The sequence below is a fragment of the Flavobacterium aestivum genome, assembly GCF_026870175.2.
GTDB classification, from domain to species: domain Bacteria; phylum Bacteroidota; class Bacteroidia; order Flavobacteriales; family Flavobacteriaceae; genus Flavobacterium; species Flavobacterium aestivum.
In genome coordinates this window covers 2,198,764-2,222,114 of record NZ_CP113977.2, presented here as the reverse complement: position 1 = coordinate 2,222,114, position 23,351 = coordinate 2,198,764, and the positions used below count along the sequence as shown (strand labels likewise).

Annotated in this window: 8 protein-coding genes; 4 read left to right on the top strand and 4 right to left on the bottom strand. The window is 38.2% G+C overall.

The window, feature by feature from the left end; all coding sequences use genetic code 11:
- Position 1: 1 nt before the first annotated feature.
- The 3 genes from OZP08_RS09560 to OZP08_RS09550 all read right to left on the bottom strand — a co-directional run bounded on the left by OZP08_RS09560 (position 2) and on the right by OZP08_RS09550 (position 2,748).
- Positions 2 to 358 (bottom strand): hypothetical protein, encoded by a 357-nt coding sequence (locus tag OZP08_RS09560; RefSeq protein WP_268845873.1) that lies wholly within the window; start codon positions 356 to 358, stop codon positions 2 to 4.
- A 213-nt stretch (positions 359 to 571) separates the two neighbouring features.
- On the bottom strand, positions 572 to 1,750 hold the full coding sequence (locus OZP08_RS09555; protein WP_281323572.1) for an AIR synthase related protein: 1,179 nt from the start codon (positions 1,748 to 1,750) through the stop codon (positions 572 to 574).
- Positions 1,751 to 1,866: 116 nt separating this feature from the next.
- A complete protein-coding gene (locus OZP08_RS09550) occupies positions 1,867 to 2,748 on the bottom strand; it encodes an OmpA family protein (RefSeq protein ID WP_268845872.1) in 882 nt (293 codons plus the stop codon).
- A 361-nt stretch (positions 2,749 to 3,109) separates the two neighbouring features.
- On the opposite strand from OZP08_RS09550, the gene OZP08_RS09545 reads away from it, so the two are divergent.
- From OZP08_RS09545 to OZP08_RS09535, 3 genes are all read left to right on the top strand, one after another.
- The gene (locus tag OZP08_RS09545; protein WP_281323571.1) at positions 3,110 to 4,330 is read left to right on the top strand and encodes a 3-oxoacyl-[acyl-carrier-protein] synthase III C-terminal domain-containing protein; all 1,221 of its coding nucleotides are present in this window, start codon (positions 3,110 to 3,112) and stop codon (positions 4,328 to 4,330) included.
- 1,243 nt (positions 4,331 to 5,573) lie between these two features.
- Positions 5,574 to 14,042 (top strand): T9SS type A sorting domain-containing protein, encoded by an 8,469-nt coding sequence (locus tag OZP08_RS09540; RefSeq protein WP_281323570.1) that lies wholly within the window; start codon positions 5,574 to 5,576, stop codon positions 14,040 to 14,042.
- 1,196 nt (positions 14,043 to 15,238) lie between these two features.
- The gene (locus OZP08_RS09535; RefSeq protein ID WP_281323569.1) at positions 15,239 to 19,537 is read left to right on the top strand and encodes a T9SS type A sorting domain-containing protein; all 4,299 of its coding nucleotides are present in this window, start codon (positions 15,239 to 15,241) and stop codon (positions 19,535 to 19,537) included.
- A 197-nt stretch (positions 19,538 to 19,734) separates the two neighbouring features.
- Here OZP08_RS09535 and OZP08_RS09530 read toward each other — a convergent pair whose 3' ends face one another.
- Positions 19,735 to 21,924 (bottom strand): glutamine synthetase III family protein, encoded by a 2,190-nt coding sequence (locus OZP08_RS09530; RefSeq protein ID WP_281323568.1) that lies wholly within the window; start codon positions 21,922 to 21,924, stop codon positions 19,735 to 19,737.
- Positions 21,925 to 22,302: 378 nt separating this feature from the next.
- Here OZP08_RS09530 and OZP08_RS09525 point away from each other — a divergent pair, with 378 nt between their 5' ends.
- On the top strand, positions 22,303 to 23,334 hold the full coding sequence (locus OZP08_RS09525; RefSeq protein WP_281323567.1) for a glutamine synthetase beta-grasp domain-containing protein: 1,032 nt from the start codon (positions 22,303 to 22,305) through the stop codon (positions 23,332 to 23,334).
- Positions 23,335 to 23,351: the final 17 nt, after the last annotated feature.

Sequence of the window (23,351 nt, the reverse complement as noted above, 5' to 3'; positions counted from 1 at the left end):
ACTACTCACTCATTTCATCATAACGCTCCGGAACCTGTGGGTCATAAAGCGGGCATTTGAATTCGGCCATGGTATCTACAAATAAATTCATGGTTTTTCCTTCCGTGCCATAACAATCTATTTTGATGCTTTGTGGCGTTGTTTTTATTTGAAAAGCTCCTTTACCGTTGGTATTTTTCCAACTATTTTCATCTACTTTTTCCCATTTTGAAAACACGGTATTAAACCTATTTAAAATTACCTCAATTGGGAGTATTTCCAGACCTTCGACTTCTTGTTGATCGTCTATGGCTTCGTAAACCTCATGATGGTTTAAATAAATTCCGTCTAGGTATTTCCAAAATAATAACTCGTACATTTTTTTGCTGGTATTAGTTTATTTGTAACATCAATACTCTTTTTTAGATGCTAAGTTTCTAAGTTACTGAGACTCTAAGTTAAAAACTTAATATCCTTTCTAAACTCCTATATGTCAACCCTCTACTTCTTAGATGATTATTTCACCTTTGAGATTATCTACTTAAATCTTAGCAACTTAGAGGCTTAGAATCTTAGTATCTATTGAATAAAATTAATACTCGAAAGTACCGTATTCGCTGGTAATAGTAAGTTTCTTTGCATCAGAAGCCTCTACTCTACCGATGATTTGTGCATCGACATTGAATGATTTCGAGATGACAATGATGTCCTGAGCTACCTCTTCTGATACATACATTTCCATACGATGTCCGCAATTAAATACTTGATACATTTCTTTCCAATCTGTTTTTGATTGTTCTTGTATCAATTTAAATAATGGTGGAACCGGAAATAAATTATCCTTTATAATATGAAGATTTTGTACAAAGTGTAAAATTTTGGTTTGTGCACCACCACTACAATGTACCATTCCATGAATGTCCTTAGAAGTATATTTATCTAAAATTTTCTTGATAATTGGCGCATACGTTCTTGTTGGTGACAACACCAATTGTCCCGCATCTATTGGTGAATTGTCCACAGAATCTGTTAGTTTTACCTGTCCGGAATATATTAATTCCTGTGGCACTGCGGCATCAAAACTTTCTGGGTATTTAGTTGCCAAATATTTCTCGAAAACATCGTGACGAGCAGAGGTAAGACCATTACTTCCCATTCCGCCGTTGTAACTCTTCTCATAAGTAGCCTGACCAAAAGAAGCCATACCTACTATAACATCACCCGCTTTTATATTGGCATTATCAATAACTTTAGAACGTTTCATTCTGGCAGTTACGGTAGAATCTACGATTATGGTTCTTACCACATCCCCAACATCTGCAGTTTCTCCGCCTGTAGAATGTATGGTTACTCCAAATGAATCTAACTCTTTTATGAGTTCTTCAGTTCCATTAATAATAGCAGACAAAACTTCGCCCGGAATCAAATTTTTATTTCTACCAATTGTAGAAGAAAGCAAGATATTATCTGTAGCTCCTACGCATAATAAGTCGTCAATATTCATGATTAATGCATCTTGAGCGATACCTTTCCAAACCGAAATATCTCCAGTTTCTTTCCAATACATATAAGCCAATGATGATTTTGTTCCTGCTCCATCTGCATGCATAATGAGGCAATACTCTTCGTCTTGTGTTAAATAATCTGGGACAATTTTACAAAATGCTTGTGGGAACAATCCTTTGTCTATATTTTTAATGGCATTATGCACATCTTCTTTGGATGCTGACACGCCGCGTTGTGCATATCTTTTTGAAGTATCTGAACTCATTCGTATTGTTATGTAGTTGATTTGCAAAGATAGGTTTAATGTTGCAATTTATCAATTAGGGTTCTTAGATTTTTAGCTTGGCTGAATTTTAAAAAAATAGGTATCTAAAACCCTAGTTAATTAATAATTTCAATCTCTACCCTACGGTTTGCCTCCCGTTCTTCTTCAGATTTTTCAGGTATGGGATACAAAGGTCTATCACTACCGTATCCTATATAAGTCATTCTGCTTTTATCAATTTCATTATACTCCAAAAACTTATAGATAGCTTTGGCTCTTTGCGTTGCTAAATCCCTAACATCTTTAGTTACGCAACAAATATGTCCTTGTATTTGTATTTTCATATCTGGGTAGCTTTTTAGAACTGTCAGCAACTCATACATTTTGGCACGAGATTGAGGTATAATAGCAAACGTATTAATATAAAAATTCATGTTTTCGAGTTTAAGCTTCTCTCCTACTTTGGCTAAACTCATTTTCCTCATGAAAATGGTGTCCATTTTAAACTCAGAAATAGTGCCATCCGGATTTTCAAAAGATAGTTTATCCGGAAACTTTATAAGTTCTCTTTTCTTTTCGACCACAGTTTCTTTTTTCACCTTTATAATTTCATCCTCGCGGGCAAAATCTTTAGGCAGAATATAATATAAGGTTACCTTTCTGTTTTCAGCTTTTATTTTAGATAAAACATGTAGCTCTCCAAAACTTCTAGTTTTAAAATCATCCCTGATTTTTACTTTATCTTTTATGATATTAAACACATAGTCAATACGTTTTTTTGCCAAAGTATCATTATAACCTACTGAACCTTCTTCATCACAAAAACCATAAACGCCAAGAATTTTAGCTTCCTTATATTGAACCAACCATTGATTCAATTTTAATAATTCCTCTTTTTTTAAACTAAACTTATTACTATCAAAATAAAAGGAAACTTGTTCTTGTGAAAAAACACAAGAGACCGTAAAACAAAAAAGTAGTGAGGCTAAAAATTTCATATTCGTGCTTTATTTCACCAAATCTACAATAAAACTAAAGGGATTGCAAGTAAACCTTTTTTACAGCTATTTCATCAATTGGGATGTTTGCAAAAATCGCCTCCTTTTCACTTGATAAAATATTGAAAAACAGACAAATAACTGACTAGGTAATTCTTGTTATTTACCTGATTACCAACAGGTAATTTTAAGTAGTTCATTTCTCATAATATAATGATTATCAGTATTTTAACAAAATTACAACATATATAAACACCTGTAAATCAATAAGTTACAAACACAGCTTATCCACCGTTTATTTGCCCTGTTTTTTTTATGATCTTTTAACTTAATTTTGTTAATTAAATTAATTTATAAGGCCATGAAAAGCATTATTATTTCTAATTTTCATCCTGTTTTTGTTGGTAAATTATTGGAGCAAAAAAAGCTTAATCAATATACCAAGTTTTTATATTATCATTTCCAAAATCTTCCAGAATCGAATGGTGAAAATGGGGGAAAAATTGATGAAGAATTAGTAAATTTTAAGTTTATATCAGACCAAGTAGATAAATATTCTGTTTCTCATCATAGCATTAATAGCAGACAAAGTATAATTTTTGAAGAGGTCGAGGATTTTATCGAAAATATAATGGAAATCACTTCACCTTCAGAATACCATTTCCCTAGTGGTTTTGAAGTTAAGCATGGAAATTCTTTCGGACCTAAAATAGAGGTTCGAATGGATTGGTTTAAAAGAAAAATGGGGCATGTATTTGATGAATTTTATGCAAACACACCTACTAAACCGGAAAACTTAGTTCATGTTACTTGTTCCGGTTATTCTTCCCCAAGTGTTGCTCAGGAAGCGGTTATAGAAAGAAAATGGGAAACTGTTCAAGTAACCCATTCATATCATATGGGATGTTATGGTGCTTTTCCAGCCATTCGAACAGCCAGTAGCTTAATATCAGCCAGCAAAATTAACGGAAGAGCCGATGTGGTTCATACCGAGTTATTGTCTGCACACTTAAATCTAACAGAGTTCTCACCTGCAAATACAATGATTTGTTCCCTTTTTGCCGATGGATTTATAGGGTATTCCTTGTATGAGGAAGAAACATTTATGAACGATGATACAATCCCCGAAAAAAAAGGCTTGCGAATTTTAGCTTCACATGAAGTTATTATTCCTGATTCATTAGAGGATATGTCATGGGATTTAGGAGAATATAATTTTTTGATGACACTTTCTAAACGTGTTCCGGTTTTTATTCGTAAAAACATAAAATCCTTTTTGACAACACTTTGCAAAAAAGGCGGAGTAGATCTTGAAGAACAAAAATCTAAAATGCATTTTGCAATTCATCCGGGAGGTCCTAAAATTATTGATTATGTAGTAAACGAAATAGGACTGCAAAAAGAACAAGCTCATTGGTCATATGAAGTCTTGCGCATTCACGGTAACATGTCATCTGCAACAGTACCTCATATTTTTAATAAAATTATAAATGATCCAGCCATCAAATCTGGGACTAAAGTTGTAGCTATGGCATTTGGCCCTGGTCTTACAGCTACAGGACTTTTGCTCGAAAAATTATAATTACTTTTTTTTCCATAATACATTCATTTACGAACTACTGCCTCACGTGTTTGCTCCCAGCTCTAATTTTATCCAAACAATAAATTATAGAAATTAATTTAGACAGAATGATGAGTTTCAACTTGTCATTGTTATCTCTTTATGTTCTAAAGGATTGACTATTGTACTATGTTTTTCTCCTCTAAATTTGATTTTATACGCAACTTAATTTTCATATTTAAAAATTAACATAATAATGCTAAAAAATGTTAACAATACAATACTTAATAACTTAATTACCAATAATTTAACACGTAAAATTATATTTTAGAATTATTAATTTTGTGTAATATTATTCTTGAATAGTAGGTATTTAGTCGATAAAATTTGATTATTGTCGTTTTTTATTGTTAATTTTTATCCATCTCTTTGTTAATAAATTACTTTTAATGGTGATTAATTTTTAAGCTGTTTTTAAGTTATTTACAAAACAACAATTCCTTAAAAAAGAGTTTTATTGTTATGTTTTTCTTAACAAAATAGCCTTTGATGATGGAGTACTTCATAAAATTATTTTTTAAGAAGTCATATCATTTTTATAAGTTTTCCCTCCAAATCTGAAAACTTTTATACTATCCTACATTTTTATAATTATCTATACTAATTGTTTCAATTAGTGTTTTAAATTTATTTTTTGGGTAACTATTTGGTTTAATAAAAGAATCTAGTTATTGTTCCCCGCAATAAAATATTCTTTTGATGATGGAGTACTTCATATTCGTTTTTGAAGGGGTCTCATTTTAACAAAAGTTTTTTCTCCAGGTCTGAAAACTTTTGCATTGTCCTACTTTTATTAAATTCAATATTAATTATTTTAATTTGGGATTTTAAGTTTACACTTTATAACTATCTGGTTAATAAAAGAATTCAAATATTGTTTCCCACAATAATATAATCTTTCAATGATGAAGTGCTTCATAGCTATGCTTATGGAGGGTCATTTGCGTACCCCAGATTGTAATCCCTCTATACTTTTTTTGTTATTAAACCTTTAAACCTTTATATATGAAACAACACTCTCAGGTTTTTCGAAAACCCACTTTCTACTGATGCTTCCTTATTGATATTATGGTCTTAAAAAAACCATATTATTATGAAAAAAATTATTTTTTATACGACAAAGAGTATGCAAGACTATTGCTACACTTTTCCCTGTTGTTGGTGTCAGAGATTTGCGATATCACTTGTATTAGTGATATTACTTATGACCACGAATGTTGCTAATGCTCAAAACATTCTTGGAACAGCACCAGTAATAGCTCCTAAGGGAGGGTTTGCTATTGATGGAAATGCATTTGTTAAGTCTCCTGGAGATAATCCAACAGCGGGAGACTTTTTATTTGAAAATCAATCAGCACCTGTTACAGCCAATCCCGGAGGAATATTTGTACCGGTACCGCCCCCTTACGATTATCCGGACGGGCCATTACCATCTCAATTCTATGTTTATCCAAACACCACCTTTTTCAGAGATAATGTAACAAATGCTGATCCAACTATTTTCACAAGTAGTAATAAGATCAATGATAATGTTTCTGATTATACCTGGGGTGTGGGTTCCTCTCCAAACAAAAACGAAATTCAAAATGCCATTGCTCATTTTACTTATGGGGATCCCGCTTTGGGGGGAAATCCAAACGATTTATGGCTGATTTTTGCTGCAGACCGTCAAGTAACCGAAGGGAGCAGTTATATCGATTTTGAAATTCTCCAAAAACGGTTAACCATGACTGTGGAAGGAACTGACGCAAAAGGGTTTCAATTTGGATCTTTCGCCTCTGAGGCGGGAACTCCTAGCGGTCGTACTGTCAATGATCTTTTAATAACTATTGAGTTTACCCAAGGTGGAACTTTCGCAAATGTGGTTATTAGACGATGGAACGGAACTGCTTATAGTGATCCAATTACCCCTCCTGCGGGAACTGTTTATGGAACTAATAACAATGCACAAACCATAGTGCCATATCCTATTTACAATCAAGATCCTATTTCTACCAATCCAGATTTATGGGCATATTCTCCAAATCAATGGGCAGAAGGAGCTGTTAATATATCTCAAGTGTTTGGCGGAGGAAATGATCCTTGTTTAATAATTAGCACCTTATTTGTAAGAACAAGAACATCTGGTTCTTCAGCTCAATCAGAATTGAAGGATTTTCCTGGAGCACCATTTCAATTGTCTATAGACTTGAGTAATTTAAAATTCACTTGCTCTGCTCCTGTTACTTTACCTGAATGTAGTACAGCTGATGAAATAACAACAGCTTACAATGCATGGAAAGCCGGTTTCGGTTTTACAGGAGGGATTAATACAACTGACAACCTAGCTAATTTTCCAGCCTTGCCAGCCGATCCGACCTGCAACGGAATAGATTTGAGTTTTACTTATACTGTAGACGATGATTGTCATAATCCTCAAAGTTGTCAAGTCAGTACTTTTAAAATGCCGGCGGACAAGACTGCGCCAGTGTTTGCTACAGCACCAGCCAATGCCTCCTTCCAATGTAAAGACGATGTTCCTGCACCAGGTACTTTAGCGTATACAGACAATTGCGACGATCCGGGCTCTGTTTTGGGTGTTGATGTTTCTGACGGCAAAACCTGTCCTGAAACTATCACCAGAACATGGAGCTTCACCGACAAATGTGGTAACCCTTCAAGCGTAAGTCAAACTATCACCATCGATGATACCATTGCGCCTGTATTTGCTACAGCACCTGCCAATGCAACCTTCCAATGTAAAGATGATGTTACTGCACCGGGAAGTTTAGCATATACTGACAATTGTGACGATGCCGGATCAGTTTTGGGTGTTGATGTTTCTGACGGCAAAACCTGTCCTGAAACTATCACCAGAACCTGGAGCTTCACCGACAAATGTGGTAACCCTTCAAGCGTAAGCCAAACTATCACCATCGATGATACTATTGCGCCTGTATTTGCTACAGCACCTGCCAATGCAACCTTCCAATGTAAAGACGATGTTCCTGCACCGGGAAGTTTAGCATATACAGACAATTGTGACGATGCCGGATCTGTTGTAGGTACTGATGTTTCTGACGGTAAAACCTGTCCTGAAACCGTTACCAGAACCTGGAGTTTCACCGACAAATGTGGTAATCCTTCAAGTGTAAGTCAAACTATCACCATCGATGATACCATTGCGCCTGTATTTGCTACAGCACCAGCCAGTGCCACCTTCCAATGTAAAGACGACGTTCCTGCACCGGGAAGTTTAGCATATACAGACAATTGTGACGATGCCGGATCTGTTGTAGGTGTTGATGTTTCAGATGGCTTGACCTGTCCTGAAACTATCACCAGAACCTGGAGCTTCACCGACAAATGCGGTAACCCTTCAAGCGTAAGCCAAACTATCACCATCGATGATACTATTGCGCCTGTATTTGCTACAGCACCTGCCAATGCAACCTTCCAATGTAAAGACGACGTTCCTGCACCGGGAAGTTTAGCATATACAGACAATTGTGACGATGCCGGATCTGTTGTGGGTACCGATGTTTCTGACGGTAAAACCTGTCCTGAAACCGTTACCAGAACCTGGAGCTTCACCGACAAATGCGGTAACCCTTCAAGCGTGAGTCAAACTATCACCATCGATGATACTATTGCGCCTGTATTTGCTACAGCACCTGCCAATGCAACCTTCCAATGTAAAGACGACGTTCCTGCACCGGGAAGTTTAGCATATACAGACAATTGTGACGATGCCGGATCTGTTGTGGGTACCGATGTTTCTGACGGTAAAACCTGTCCTGAAACCGTTACCAGAACCTGGAGCTTCACCGACAAATGCGGTAACCCTTCAAGCGTAAGCCAAACTATCACCATCGATGATACTATTGCGCCTGTATTTGCTACAGCACCTGCCAGTGCCACCTTCCAATGTAAAGACGACGTTCCTGCACCGGGAAGTTTAGCATATACAGACAATTGTGACGATGCCGGATCTGTTGTAGGTACTGATGTTTCTGACGGTAAAACCTGTCCTGAAACCGTTACCAGAACCTGGAGCTTCACCGACAAATGTGGTAATCCTGCAAGCGTGAGTCAAACTATCACCATCGATGATACTATTGCGCCTGTATTTGCTACAGCACCTGCCAATGCCACTTTCCAATGTAAAGACGACGTTCCTGCACCGGGCTCTTTAGCCTTTACCGACAATTGTGACGATGCCGGATCTGTTGTAGGTACTGATGTTTCTGACGGCAAAACCTGTCCTGAAACTATCACCAGAACATGGAGTGTAACCGACAAATGTGGTAACCCTTCAAGCGTGAGTCAAACCATCATCATAGATGATACCATTGCGCCTGTATTTGCTACAAAACCTGCCGATGCAACCTTCCAATGTAAAGACGATGTTCCTGCACCGGGCTCTTTAGCCTTTACCGACAATTGTGACGATGCCGGATCTGTTGTAGGTACTGATGTTTCTGACGGTAAAACCTGTCCTGAAACCATCACCAGAACATGGAGTGTAACCGACAAATGTGGTAATCCTTCAAGCGTAAGCCAAACTATCACCATCGATGATACCATTGCGCCTGTATTTGCTACAGAACCTGCCGATGCCACTTTCCAATGTAAAGACGATGTTCCTGCACCGGGCTCTTTAGCCTTTACCGATAATTGTGACGATGCCGGATCTGTTGTAGGTACTGATGTTTCTGACGGTAAAACCTGTCCTGAAACCATCACCAGAACATGGAGTGTAACCGACAAATGTGGTAATCCTGCAAGCGTGAGTCAAACTATCATCATAGATGATACCATTGCGCCTGTATTTGCTACAGCACCTGCCAATGCCACTTTCCAATGTAAAGACGACGTTCCTGCACCGGGCTCTTTAGCCTTTACCGACAATTGTGACGATGCCGGATCTGTTGTAGGTACTGATGTTTCTGACGGTAAAACCTGTCCTGAAACTATCACCAGAACATGGAGTGTAACCGACAAATGTGGTAACCCTTCAAGCGTGAGTCAAACTATCATTATCGATGATACCATCGCGCCTGTATTTGCTACAGCACCTGCCAATGCAACTTTCCAATGTAAAGACGATGTTCCTGCACCGGGAAGTTTAGCATATACAGACAATTGTGACGATGCCGGATCTGTTGTAGGTACTGATGTTTCTGACGGTAAAACCTGTCCTGAAACCGTTACCAGAACATGGAGCTTCACCGACAAATGTGGTAACCCTTCAAGCGTGAGTCAAACTATCATCATCGATGATACTATTGCGCCTGTATTTGCTACAAAACCTGCCGATGCTACCTTCCAATGTAAAGATGATGTTCCTGCACCGGGCTCTTTAGCCTTTACCGATAATTGTGACGATGCCGGATCTGTTGTAGGTACTGATGTTTCTGACGGTAAAACCTGTCCTGAAACCATCACCAGAACATGGAGTGTAACCGACAAGTGTGGTAACCCTTCAAGCGTAAGTCAAACCATCATCATAGATGATACTATTGCGCCTGTATTTGCTACAAAACCTGCCGATGCTACCTTCCAATGTAAAGATGATGTTCCTGCACCGGGCTCTTTAGCCTTTACCGATAATTGTGACGATGCCGGATCTGTTGTAGGTACTGATGTTTCTGACGGTAAAACCTGTCCTGAAACCATCACCAGAACATGGAGTGTAACCGACAAGTGTGGTAACCCTTCAAGCGTAAGTCAAACCATCATCATAGATGATACTATTGCGCCTGTATTTGCTACAAAACCTGCCGATGCAACTTTCCAATGTAAAGACGATGTTCCTGCACCGGGAAGTTTAGGCTTTACCGACAATTGTGACGATGCCGGATCTGTTGTAGGTACTGATGTTTCTGACGGTAAAACCTGTCCTGAAACCATCACCAGAACATGGAGTGTAACCGACAAATGTGGCAACCCTTCAAGCGTGAGTCAAACTATCATCATCGATGATACCATTGCGCCTGTATTTGCTACAAAACCTGCCGATGCCACTTTCCAATGTAAAGACGATGTTCCTGCACCGGGAAGTTTAGCCTTTACCGACAATTGTGACGATGCCGGATCTGTTGTAGGTACCGATGTTTCCGACGGTAAAACCTGTCCTGAAACCATCACCAGAACATGGAGTGTAACCGACAAATGTGGCAACCCTTCAAGTGTGAGTCAAACTATCATTATCGATGATACTATTGCGCCTGTCTTTGCTACAGAACCTGCCGATGCCACTTTCCAATGTAAAGACGATGTTCCTGCACCGGGCTCTTTAGCCTTTACAGACAATTGTGACGATGCCGGATCTGTTGTAGGTACCGATGTTTCCGACGGTAAAACCTGTCCTGAAACCATCACCAGAACATGGAGTGTAACCGACAAATGTGGTAATCCTGCAAGCGTGAGTCAAACTATCATCATAGATGATACCATTGCGCCTGTATTTGCTACAAAACCTGCCGATGCCACTTTCCAATGTAAAGACGATGTTCCTGCACCGGGCTCTTTAGCCTTTACCGATAATTGTGACGATGCCGGATCTGTTGTAGGTACCGATGTTTCCGACGGTAAAACCTGTCCTGAAACCATCACCAGAACATGGAGTGTAACCGACAAGTGTGGTAACCCTTCAAGCGTAAGTCAAACTATCATCATCGATGATACTATTGCGCCTGTATTTGCTACAGCACCAGCCAATGCCACTTTCCAATGTAAAGACGATGTTCCTGCACCGGGAAGTTTAGGCTTTACCGATAATTGTGACGATGCCGGATCTGTTGTAGGTACTGATGTTTCTGACGGTAAAACCTGTCCTGAAACCATCACCAGAACATGGAGTGTAACCGACAAATGTGGTAACCCTTCAAGCGTGAGTCAAACTATCATCATCGATGATATCATTGCGCCTGTCTTCGCCACAAAACCTGCCGATGCCACTTTCCAATGTAAAGATGATGTTCCTGCTCCAGGAAGTTTAGGCTTTACCGATAATTGTGACGATGCCGGATCTGTTTTAGGTGTTGATGTTTCCGACGGTAAAACCTGTCCTGAAACCATCACCAGAACATGGAGTGTAACCGACAAATGTGGTAACCCTTCAAGCGTGAGTCAAACTATCATCATCGATGATACCATTGCGCCTGTCTTTGCTACAAAACCTGCCGATGCCACCTTCCAATGTAAAGATGATGTTCCTGCACCGGGAAGTTTAGCCTTTACCGATAATTGTGACGATGCCGGATCTGTTGTGGGTACCGATGTTTCTGACGGTAAAACCTGTCCTGAAACTATCACCAGAACATGGAGCTTCACCGACAAATGCGGTAATCCTGCAAGCGTAAGTCAAACTATCACCATCGATGATACCATTGCGCCTGTATTTGCTACAGCACCTGCCAATACTACTTTCCAATGTAAAGATGATGTTCCTGCTCCAGGAAGTTTAGGCTTTACCGATAATTGTGACGATGCCGGATCTGTTGTAGGTACTGATGTTTCTGACGGCAAAACCTGTCCTGAAACCATCACCAGAACATGGAGTGTAACCGACAAATGTGGTAACCCTTCAAGCGTGAGTCAAACTATCATCATCGATGATACCATTGCGCCTGTATTTGCTACAGAACCTGCCGATGCCACCTTCCAATGTAAAGACGATGTTCCTGCACCGGGAAGTTTAGCCTTTACCGACAATTGTGACGATGCTGGATCTGTTGTAGGTACTGATGTTTCCGACGGTAAAACCTGTCCTGAAACCATTACCAGAACATGGAGTGTAACCGATAAATGTGGTAACCCTTCAAGCGTGAGTCAAACCATCATCATAGATGATACCATTGCGCCTGTATTTGCTACAGCACCTGCCAATGCTACTTTCCAATGTAAAGATGATGTTCCTGCACCAGGAAGTTTAGGCTTTACCGATAATTGTGACGATGCCGGATCTGTTGTAGGTACTGATGTTTCTGACGGTAAAACCTGTCCTGAAACCATCACCAGAACATGGAGTGTAACCGACAAGTGTGGTAACCCTTCAAGCGTGAGTCAAACTATCATCATAGATGATACCATTGCGCCTGTATTTGCTACAGCACCTGCCGATGCAACCTTCCAATGTAAAGACGATGTTCCTGCACCGGGAAGTTTAGCCTTTACCGATAATTGTGACGATGCCGGATCTGTTGTAGGTACTGATGTTTCTGACGGTAAAACCTGTCCTGAAACTATCACCAGAACATGGAGTGTAACCGACAAATGTGGTAACCCTTCAAGCGTGAGTCAAACTATCATTATCGATGATACCATTGCGCCTGTCTTTGCTACAGAACCTGCCGATGCAACTTTCCAATGTAAAGATGATGTTCCTGCACCAGGAAGTTTAGCCTTTACCGACAATTGTGACGATGCCGGATCTGTTGTAGGTACTGATGTTTCTGACGGTAAAACCTGTCCTGAAACCATCACCAGAACATGGAGTGTAACCGACAAATGTGGTAACCCTTCAAGCGTAAGTCAAACTATCATCATCGATGATACCATTGCGCCTGTATTTGCTACAAAACCTGCCGATGCCGCTTTCCAATGTAAAGACGATGTTCCTGCACCGGGAAGTTTAGGCTTTACCGATAATTGTGACGATGCCGGATCTGTTTTAGGTGTTGATGTTTCCGACGGTAAAACCTGTCCTGAAACCATTACCAGAACATGGAGTGTAACCGACAAATGTGGTAACCCTTCAAGCGTAAGTCAAACTATCATCATCGATGATACCATTGCGCCTGTCCTTAGTTGTGTAGCTAATCAAACGGTTGAATGTGGTACAATACCAGTCTTTGGTACTCCAACTGCAAGCGACAACTGTACTGCAACGGGAGATATTATAATCATACCTGGTGATGTAGTTGTTGTAAATAATGCGGATGGTTCAGTAACCCACACAAAAACCTGGACCGCCACAGATGCTTGTGGTAATGCATCAGCTTCATGCAGCCAAATTATCACAGTTCTTGCATGTAATGAAGGATGTACTTTAGGATACTGGAAAAACCATACTGATAGATGGTGTTCTTCTTATAGTCCTTCAATGGTGTTTGGCACTGTGTTTGTAAATGCGCCATCAAATCTTGCTAATTTAACTTTAATAGAAGCTCTAAATTTAGGAGGAGGCGGTATTTATAATTTAGCTCGTCAAGGTGTTGCTGCCTTATTGAATGCATGTAGCGATGAAGTTGATTTTGGAGCGCCATATTTAGACAGTCCTCAATCAGTGATTAATGCAGTTAATGCAGCTTATGCAGCTGGAGGAAGTAATCCTGGAACATTGGCAACCCAATTGGATAAACTGAATAGTGCAGGATGTCCTTTAGGCGGAACCAGTGCAGATCCAAAAACTCAACGTACAGCTTCATCTTCATCTTCATTTACTGCCTATCCAGTACCTTTCAAAGACCAATTGACCATCAGATATAATTTCGATTATGTTACTGATGTGAAAATTGAGGTGTTCAACACAAGTGGTAATGTGGTAGCTTCTAAACATGATAGTCAAGGTCACTTGAACAAAGAAGTTCTGCTAAACATTCCAGCTACTGGACAAGCAGAAGTTTATCTTGTGAAAGTAACTACCAATAGAGGCAATAGCGTACAAAAAGTAATTTCTTCTAGATAATTTTAAACATAACTTTAATTGAAAAGCATCCGATAAAACGGATGCTTTTTTTTTGATAACTAATCTCTTTTGATCCTAAAAGAAACGATAACATTTATTTAGTCTTTTATAAAAATTATGGAGATAAAATACAAAAGATCCTCTTGAACTAAAAGCCAAATATTTTTTGATAAAACGGCTTTACTTTGAATAAATTTCTGCTTCCTATTTTAGAAAAAAATGGAGTGAAAAAACAAATGTGAAGTACTTAAAATTAGAATAAAATCATTTTAAAAAAATAGAACTATATTTTATAAAATTTTAATCTCTTTTTATTAACAATACATTACCTAATAACTTAATAATCAGTAAATTAACGAGTAAAATTGTGTTTTTTGAGCTATTAATTTTGTGTAATACTATTCTTGAATCGTAAGTAAATGGTCGATAAAAATTGGATATTGTCGTTTTTTATTGTTAATTTCTATCCGCCTGTTTATTAATAAATTACCTTTAATAGTGATTAATTTTTAAGCTGTTTATAGGCTATTTACAAAACAAAAATTAGTTAAAAAAGGAATTTGTTATTGTGTTTTTCTTAACAAAATAGCCTTTGGTGATGGAGTACTTCATAAAATTAATTTTTTAAGAAGTCGTATCATTTTTATAAGTTTTCCCTCCAAATCTGAAAACTTTTATACTATCCTACATTTTTATAATTACCTATACTAATTGTTTTAATTAGAGTTTTGGCTTTGCTTTTTGGGCAACTATTTGGTTTAATAAAAAGAATCTAGCTATTGTTCCCCGCAATACAATATTCTTTTGATGATGGAGTACTTCATATTCGTTTTTGAAGGGTCTCGTTTTAACAAAAGTTTTTTCTCCAGATCTGAAAACTTTTGCATTGTCCTACTTTTATTAAATTCAATATTAATTATTTTAATTTGGGATTTTAAGTTTACTCTTTAGTAACTATCTGGTTAATAAAAGAATCCAAGTATTCTTCCCCACAATAATATAACCTTTCAATGATGGAGTGCTTCATAGCTATGCTTATGGAAAGTCTTTTGCATACCCCACATTGTAATCCCCTATGTTTTTTTGTTATTAAACCTTTAAACTTTTATATATGAAACAACACCTTTTAGTCTTTCGGAACCTCAACCTCTACTGATCTTTTCTTATTGATATTATGGCCTTAAAATCATAATATTATGAAAAAAATTATTTTTAGTATGATAAAAAGTGTGCAAGAGAATTGTTTCACTTTTTCCTGCCGACTCTCTGCAGGTTTATCGAGTTTTTTTGGGACGAACCCATTTACTAAAAAACTCATTTTTTACGGTACATTGTTGCTTTTTGGATTAGGGTTTATGCCTAATTCTTATAGCCAGCTTGTTGGAGGAGCCACAGTAAAAGCCAATTTTGGTGTAGAAGCCGATGCCCATGCCAACCTGTTGCAATTTGGGAATCTTGGTGGTCCCCCAAATACAGATGACTGGTTTAATCATGTATATCCGGGAACCGGACGAGGAGTGATAGATGAAACTAATGCAGCTGCACGAAGAACCTCAATCTTAGCCAACAACAATTTTTCCTTTTCAGAAAGACAGATTGCATTTCCTCTTGATCCTATCAATTATCCTAATGTACCATTTCCTGTTGTAGATGGCTATTTATGGATAGATGCTGTTTACGGCAGAGATACCAACTCAGCTCAATCAAATAGTGATACCAGCATTTTTACTTCTACTTCAGACAAAAATCCGGATAATCCAATTACTTGGAATCTTGGTTCAGGAAGTGTACCTCAAAAAGACGATATCATTGATGCGATGGCGCATTTAAGAGGTATAGGTCCACATGACCCGACTACCAATCCAGGTTTTCCTGCAGACGACAGACCTTTTAATGAGCTTTGGGCTTTTGCATCAGCTACATTAAGAGCTACTTCAGGTAGTAAACATATAGATTTTGAATTTTATCGTACTTTAGTTACCTACAATCCTGGAGACGTGCACTTTGGAAATACTGGCCCCGATGGAGGACGTACTGCATGGACTTTTGATGCAGATGGAGACATTGTGGTTCCGGGAGGTATCATTGTTTCTATTGATTATGAAAATGGTGGTGTCAATCCAGATGTAAGAATCAGAGTATGGATGGACGAAGCCGTTTTTAATGGATTGAATGCGAAAGCTAACAGACCTTTTGATGTTATACCCGGAACTTTTGAAAAAGGGGAACAATCAGGAAATTTTGGTTATGGACGTATTAATCTAAAAGCGGGTGATACCAGTACCAATATTTTTGGAAGGGTTAATGAAGAAACTACCACTTTGGGACCACCTTGGGGAACGCTGGAAGGTTCTACAGCAACATTTTTTGATAATTATCAGGCTTTCCAAAATGTTGAAATTGGTATTAACCTTACCGCTTTTGGTCTTGACAGACGTGGGACTTCTGACCCATGCTCCAATATATTAGGTAGTATATTAGTAAAAACCCGTAGTTGTGCCGGAGGAAGTAATGACCCTTTTACCTGCGAGCAAAAAGATTTTGCGGGTCCATTCCCATTTGGTCTTACCATCCATCCTGATGTAGATCTTGCTGTTGATCGTGTTATTACTTGTACAAATCCAAGCGCGACAATAACAGCATCTAATATAGTTCCTCTAGGATCAGCTGTTTTATTTTATGGTCCGGATCCTACACCTCTTGATAAAACAGATGGCATCGGACCATTAATTCCAGCAGATAACCCACAACCACCACAAGATGTGAATCGTACGGTAACCGTTGGCGGTGTATATGCAGTGATTGTTGCGCCAGCTGGCTTTACGGGCTGTACCGATACAGCATATGTAACTGTTTTAGAGGACAAAGCGCCACCAGAAGCTAGTGCTGTTGCAACAGATCCGCTTTGTTTTGGTGGTAATGGTTCGGTAGATCTAACCGTTAGCGGAGGTACACCACCATACACATTCCTATGGAGTAACAATGCTACTACCGAAGATTTGGCCTCAGTGCCAGCAGGTTCTTATAGTGTTGTGGTAACCGGAGCCAACGGATGTACTGCAAATGCAAATGCTACTGTAGGACAGCCAACTGTTCTTGCAGCCAGTGATGGTCATGCTGATGTGTCATGTAACGGAGGATCTGACGGTTCAGTTACCATTACTTTCAGCGGCGGTACAGGCCCTTATACAGTGAACTTTAATGGTGGTGGTTTTGTAACACAAACTTCTCCTAAAACCTATTCTGGTCTTACAGCGGGAACTTATTCATGGACAGTGAAAGATGATCACGGATGTGAACAATCTGGTTCAGAAACAGTTAGCGAACCTACAGCTCTTGTAGCCAGTGATGGTCATGCTGATGTAACCTGTAACGGCGGTTCAGACGGTTCAGTTACCGTTACTTTCAGCGGTGGTACAGGCCCTTATATGGTGAACTTTAATGGCGGTGGTTTTGCAACACAAACTTCTCCTAAAACCTATTCTGGTCTTACTGCAGGAACTTATTCATGGACTGTAAAAGACGATCATGGATGTGAGCAATCAGGTTCTGAAACAATTAGTGAGCCAACTGCCCTAGTAGCCAGTGATGGTCATACAGACGCATCTTGTAATGGTGCTTTAGACGGTTCTGTTACACTTACTTTCAGCGGCGGTACAGGTCCTTATATGGTGAATTTCAATGGAGGCGGATTTGCAACACAAACTTCTCCTAAAACCTATTCAGGTCTTGCAGCGGGTAGCTATTCATGGACTGTAAAAGATGATCATGGATGTGAACAATCAGGTTCAGAAACAGTTGGTACACCATCTGCTGTTGAGGCTAGTGACGGTCATACAAATGTGTCATGTAACGGAGGCTCTGACGGTTCAGTTACCCTTACTTTCAGTGGTGGTACAGGCCCTTATATGGTGAACTTTAATGGTGGTGGTTTTGCAACACAAACTTCTCCTAAAACCTATTCTGGTCTTGCAGCAGGTAGCTATTCATGGACAGTGAAAGATGATCACGGATGTGAAACCTCAGGTTCAGAAACAGTTGGTCAACCTACAGCTCTTGTAGCCAGTGATGGTCATGCTGATGTAACCTGTAATGGCGGTTCAGACGGTTCAGTTACCGTTACTTTCAGCGGTGGTACAGGCCCTTATATGGTAAACTTTAATGGTGGTGGTTTTGCAACACAAACTTCTCCTAAAACCTATTCTGGTCTTACAGCGGGAACTTATTCATGGACTGTAAAAGATGATCATGGATGTGAGCAATCAGGTTCAGAAACAATTAGTGAGCCAACTGCTCTTGTAGCCAGTGATGGTCATGCTGATGTAACTTGTAATGGCGCTTTAGACGGTTCTGTTACACTTACTTTCAGCGGTGGTACAGCTCCTTATATGGTAAACTTTAATGGAGGTGGATTTGCAACACAAACTTCTCCTAAAACCTATTCTGGTCTTGCAGCGGGTAGCTATTCATGGACTGTAAAAGATGATCATGGATGCGAACAATCAGGTTCAGAAACAGTTGGTACACCAACAGCTGTCGTTGTAGGTGCTGAACACACCGCAATTACGTGTGTTGGAGGATCTTCAACTCTAACTGCTAGTGCAACTGGAGGAACAGGTTCCTATACTTTCTCTATTGACGGAACAAATTACCAAGCTAGTCCAACCTTCACAGTAGGGGCAGGAACATATACTGTTTATGCAAAAGATGCTAACGGATGTATCGATACCGATACTGAAGTTGTACCAGAAGGCCCTTCTTGCGGTAGCGGTTGTACTCCTGGATTCTGGCAAGGAGGAAATGGTAAACAATTATGGGATTCACCAGATGATCCAATTGCAATAGCTGCTGGATTTACTACAGAAACTCAAATCTCTGTGGTTTTACCTGGTGTAGCTGGTCTTTGTGACATACCATCTTCTCTAAAAATGATTGACGCTATTACTTTAGGAGGTGGTAACTGTAGAAAATTGATGAGACATGGTGTAGCAGCAATATTAAACGCCACTACTCTTAATGAATATCCATTGCCTCCTGGCATAAATGACGTAGCAGGATTGAAAGCAGCCATAATAGCAGCTGTGACTAATAATTGCGGATGTGAAGCATTGGCTACTCAACTTGCAGCCAATAATGACTTGAACCATGATCTTTGCGGAACAATAACAAGAGATTTGACCAATAGATTAATATCTAATGCAACATCACAATACTCTCTTACTCAACGGGCTACTGAAACCAATACTTTCACAGCACATCCGGTTCCTTTTAGAGACCAATTAACCATTAGTTATGATTTCCAATATGTTACTGATGTGAGAATTCAAGTGTTCAACACAAGTGGTACTGAGGTAGCTTCTAAATATGATAGCCAAGGTTATTTGAACAAAGAAGTTCTCTTAAACATTCCAGCTACTGGACAAGAAGAAGTTTATCTTGTAAAAGTAACTACCAATAGAGGAAGTAGCGTACAAAAAGTGATTTCTTCTAGATAACATTAAACTAATTTAAATTAAAAAGCACCTGCCACAAACGGGTGCTTTTTGTGTTTATTAATGGGTTCTGATATTTATGCAATCTAAATAACCTAACTTAAATGAATTGTATTCTTTATAGGTTTGAAAAAAATGGAATATTTAGACCATAAAAAAGGCTTTCTGATGAAAGCCTTTTTTATTAATATCAACAAATATTACTTAGTCAAAAGTAATTCTCTGTATTTGGTTAAAGTCCACAATTCATTATCAACCAGTAATTCCAGTTTGTCACAGTGGTTTCTAATGATTTCAAAATAAGGTTTAACTTTATTACAATACGCTTCTGCCATTTCTTGACCATCTGTCAAACCATTAGCGATCTTTCTTTCGTTTGTCATCTCTTCTACTTTAGAATTGATTCCTTCGATATGCTTAGAAATTTCTTTAATCAGGATAATTTGTTCTTTGGCAATTGTTTCAAAATCTGATCCAAAAATATCTTTCAAACCTCTTACATTCGCAATCAAAGTATTTTGATAACGAATTGCAGTAGGAATTACGTGATTTTTAGAAATATCACCTAGTACTCTACCTTCTATTTGAATTTTCTTAGTGTATTCTTCCAATTCAATTTCGTAACGTGCTTCAACCTCTACATGGTTCATGACACCTAACTCAGAAAACAAATCCAATGATTGTTTAGAAATTCTCGCTTTTAATGCTTCCGGAGTAGTTTTAAAGTTACTCAAACCTCTTTTAGCCGCTTCGATTTCCCATTCTTCGCTATATCCATCACCTTCAAAAAGGATTCTTTTAGAATCTTTGATATATTCTCTAAGTACATTGAAGATTGCATCATCCTTCTTCATGTCATTCGATTCGATTAAAGCATCAACTTCAATTTTGAAATCTCTTAATTGTTTCGCAACAATAGCATTCAAAGTAGTCATTGCATTAGAACAGTTTGCCGTAGAACCCACTGCTCTAAACTCGAATTTATTTCCGGTAAAAGCAAATGGAGAGGTTCTGTTTCTATCTGTATTATCCAAAAGTACATCTGGAATTTTCCCAACTACATTCAGTTTTAAATCTGTTTTTTCTTCAGGAGATAATTTTCCGGAAGTTACACCTTCTAATTCAGCTAAAACTTTTGTCAATTGCTCACCTATAAAAACAGAAATAATTGCCGGTGGTGCTTCATTGGCTCCCAATCTATGATCATTACTGGCAGATGCGATTGCTGCTCTCAATAATGATTCATTATCATTTACTGCTTTTATGGTATTGATAAAGAAAGTCAAAAACTGTAAATTACTCATAGGTGTTTTACTTGGACTCAATAAGTTTACCCCAGTATCTGTAGCCAACGACCAGTTATTATGCTTTCCGGATCCATTTACTCCTTTGAATGGTTTTTCATGGAATAATACTTTAAAATTATGACGTTCAGCTACTTTTTCCATCACATCCATCAACAAGCAGTTGTGATCTACAGCAAGGTTCGTTTCTTCAAAAATTGGAGCCAACTCAAACTGGTTAGGCGCTACTTCATTATGGCGCGTTTTTACAGGAATACCCAATAACATACATTCTTGCTCTAAATCTCTCATGTAAGTTAAAGCACGAGTTGGTATAGCTCCAAAATAATGATCATCCAATTGTTGTCCTTTGGCAGAAGTATGTCCTAATAAAGTTCTTCCTGTCATCATAAGGTCTGGACGGGAATTAGCCAAAGCTCTATCGACTAAGAAATATTCCTGTTCCCATCCTAAAGTTGCAGTAACCTTTTTTACGTTTTTGTCAAAATATTTACATACTTCGGTGGCAGCCTCGTCCATAACAGTCAAAGCTCTCAATAAAGGTGTTTTATAATCTAAGGCTTCACCAGTATAGGAAATAAAAACTGTTGGAATACATAAAGTGGTTCCAAAAATAAAAGCGGGTGAGGTTGGATCCCAAGCGGTGTATCCCCTGGCTTCGAATGTGTTTCTAATTCCTCCATGCGGAAAACTGGAAGCATCCGGCTCTTGTTGTACTAATTGTGCTCCACCAAATTTTTCTACAGGATCACTTCCGTCATAAGAAGTTTCAAAGAAAGCATCATGTTTTTCGGCAGTAGTTCCTGTTAATGGTTGAAACCAGTGTGTATAATGTGTAACTCCTTTAGACAAGGCCCATTCTTTCATTCCCATAGCAATATAATCAGCTAGCTTTCGGTCTATTTTAGTTCCATGCTGAACGGCTCCTTGTACTCCTTTAAAAGCATCTGAAGTCAAATATTGTTTCATGGCTTTGTCATTGAAGACATTTGAACCAAAAAGGATTGATTTTTTTCCTGACTCCTGGAAATCGACTAATTTTCTATTGGTAGCTTCTCTTAAAGCTTGAAAACGAATTGATGACATAATTATAGATTTTAAAGTTTTAATTTTCAATTAATAAAGTAATAACAAATATAATTATTCTTAGGAACAATTAATTTCTATGTCTGCATATATCTGCTTTTTAACAGAAAAAGAGGTCAAAATATAAAATAGTGTGTCGATCTAAACTTTGATAGACTAAAAATCTTAATTTTATTCTATCAGATTAAAACAAATAATTGCCAAATTAATTTTTATCCCCTGCTAAAATTGCATTTTTTTAATTTTACCCCCTCAAAAATATGGTTGTGCAAAAAATTAAACTTGTTTAAATAAAAAACACCCCCTAATTTTTTATACAAAGTTAAAATATTTTATATTTGCACCGTAAAACTGTCAAAAAATAAAATTTATATAACTATGGCTAAAATTAAATTAGAGTACATTTGGTTAGATGGATACGAACCAACTCAAAATCTTAGAAGTAAAACTAAAGTTGAAGAGCACGAAAACTTTCAAGGAACATTAGAAGAAATAGGGAACTGGTCATTTGATGGTTCATCTACAAAACAAGCAGAAGGTGGTTCATCTGACTGTTTACTTGTACCTGTAGCTATCTACCCAGATCCAACTAGAATCAATGGGTATTTAGTAATGTCTGAAGTTATGTTTGCTGACGGTACTCCACACCCATCAAACGGAAGAGCTACAATTGACGATGATAATGATGATTTCTGGTTTGGATTCGAACAAGAGTATTTCATCATGGATACTAAAACATTATTGCCATTAGGATTCCCTGTAGGTGGTTACCCAGCTCCACAAGGAATGTACTACTGTTCTGTAGGTGGTAAAAACACACACGGAAGAAAATTAGTTGAAGAGCATGCTGACTTATGTATTGCTGCCGGAATCAACTTTGAAGGAATCAATCAAGAAGTAGCTTGTGGACAATGGGAATTCCAATTGTTTGCTAAAGGAGCTAAAAAAGCAGGTGATGAAATCTGGATTGCAAGATATTTACTAGACCGTCTTACTGAAAAATACGGTTACTACATAGAGTACCACCCAAAACCACTAGGAGACACAGACTGGAATGGTTCTGGAATGCATGCTAACTTCTCTAACGAAGTTTTAAGAACATGTGGTTCTCAAGAAACTTACGAAAAAATATGTGAGGCTTTCCGTCCTGTAACTGCTGAGCATATTGCAGTTTATGGAGCTTACAATGACCAACGTTTGACTGGTAAACACGAAACTGCTTCTATTCACGATTTCTCTTACGGAGTATCAGATAGAGGATGTTCAATCCGTATTCCATTAATGACCGTTCAAAAAGGATGGAAAGGATGGTTGGAAGACAGAAGACCAGCATCTAACGGTGATCCATACAAAATTGCTGCAAGAATCATCAAAACTGTTAAATCAGCTTTGGTTCCTGAACTAGCATAACCACCCCCAATTTGTCA

Coding starts and splice junctions, on each gene's coding strand:
- OZP08_RS09560 (WP_268845873.1), bottom strand. CDS start 358: ATGTACGAGTTATTATTTTGGAAATACCTAGACGGAATTTATTTAAAC.
- OZP08_RS09555 (WP_281323572.1), bottom strand. CDS start 1,750: ATGAGTTCAGATACTTCAAAAAGATATGCACAACGCGGCGTGTCAGCA.
- OZP08_RS09550 (WP_268845872.1), bottom strand. CDS start 2,748: ATGAAATTTTTAGCCTCACTACTTTTTTGTTTTACGGTCTCTTGTGTT.
- OZP08_RS09545 (WP_281323571.1), top strand. CDS start 3,110: ATGAAAAGCATTATTATTTCTAATTTTCATCCTGTTTTTGTTGGTAAA.
- OZP08_RS09540 (WP_281323570.1), top strand. CDS start 5,574: ATGACCACGAATGTTGCTAATGCTCAAAACATTCTTGGAACAGCACCA.
- OZP08_RS09535 (WP_281323569.1), top strand. CDS start 15,239: ATGAAAAAAATTATTTTTAGTATGATAAAAAGTGTGCAAGAGAATTGT.
- OZP08_RS09530 (WP_281323568.1), bottom strand. CDS start 21,924: ATGTCATCAATTCGTTTTCAAGCTTTAAGAGAAGCTACCAATAGAAAA.
- OZP08_RS09525 (WP_281323567.1), top strand. CDS start 22,303: ATGGCTAAAATTAAATTAGAGTACATTTGGTTAGATGGATACGAACCA.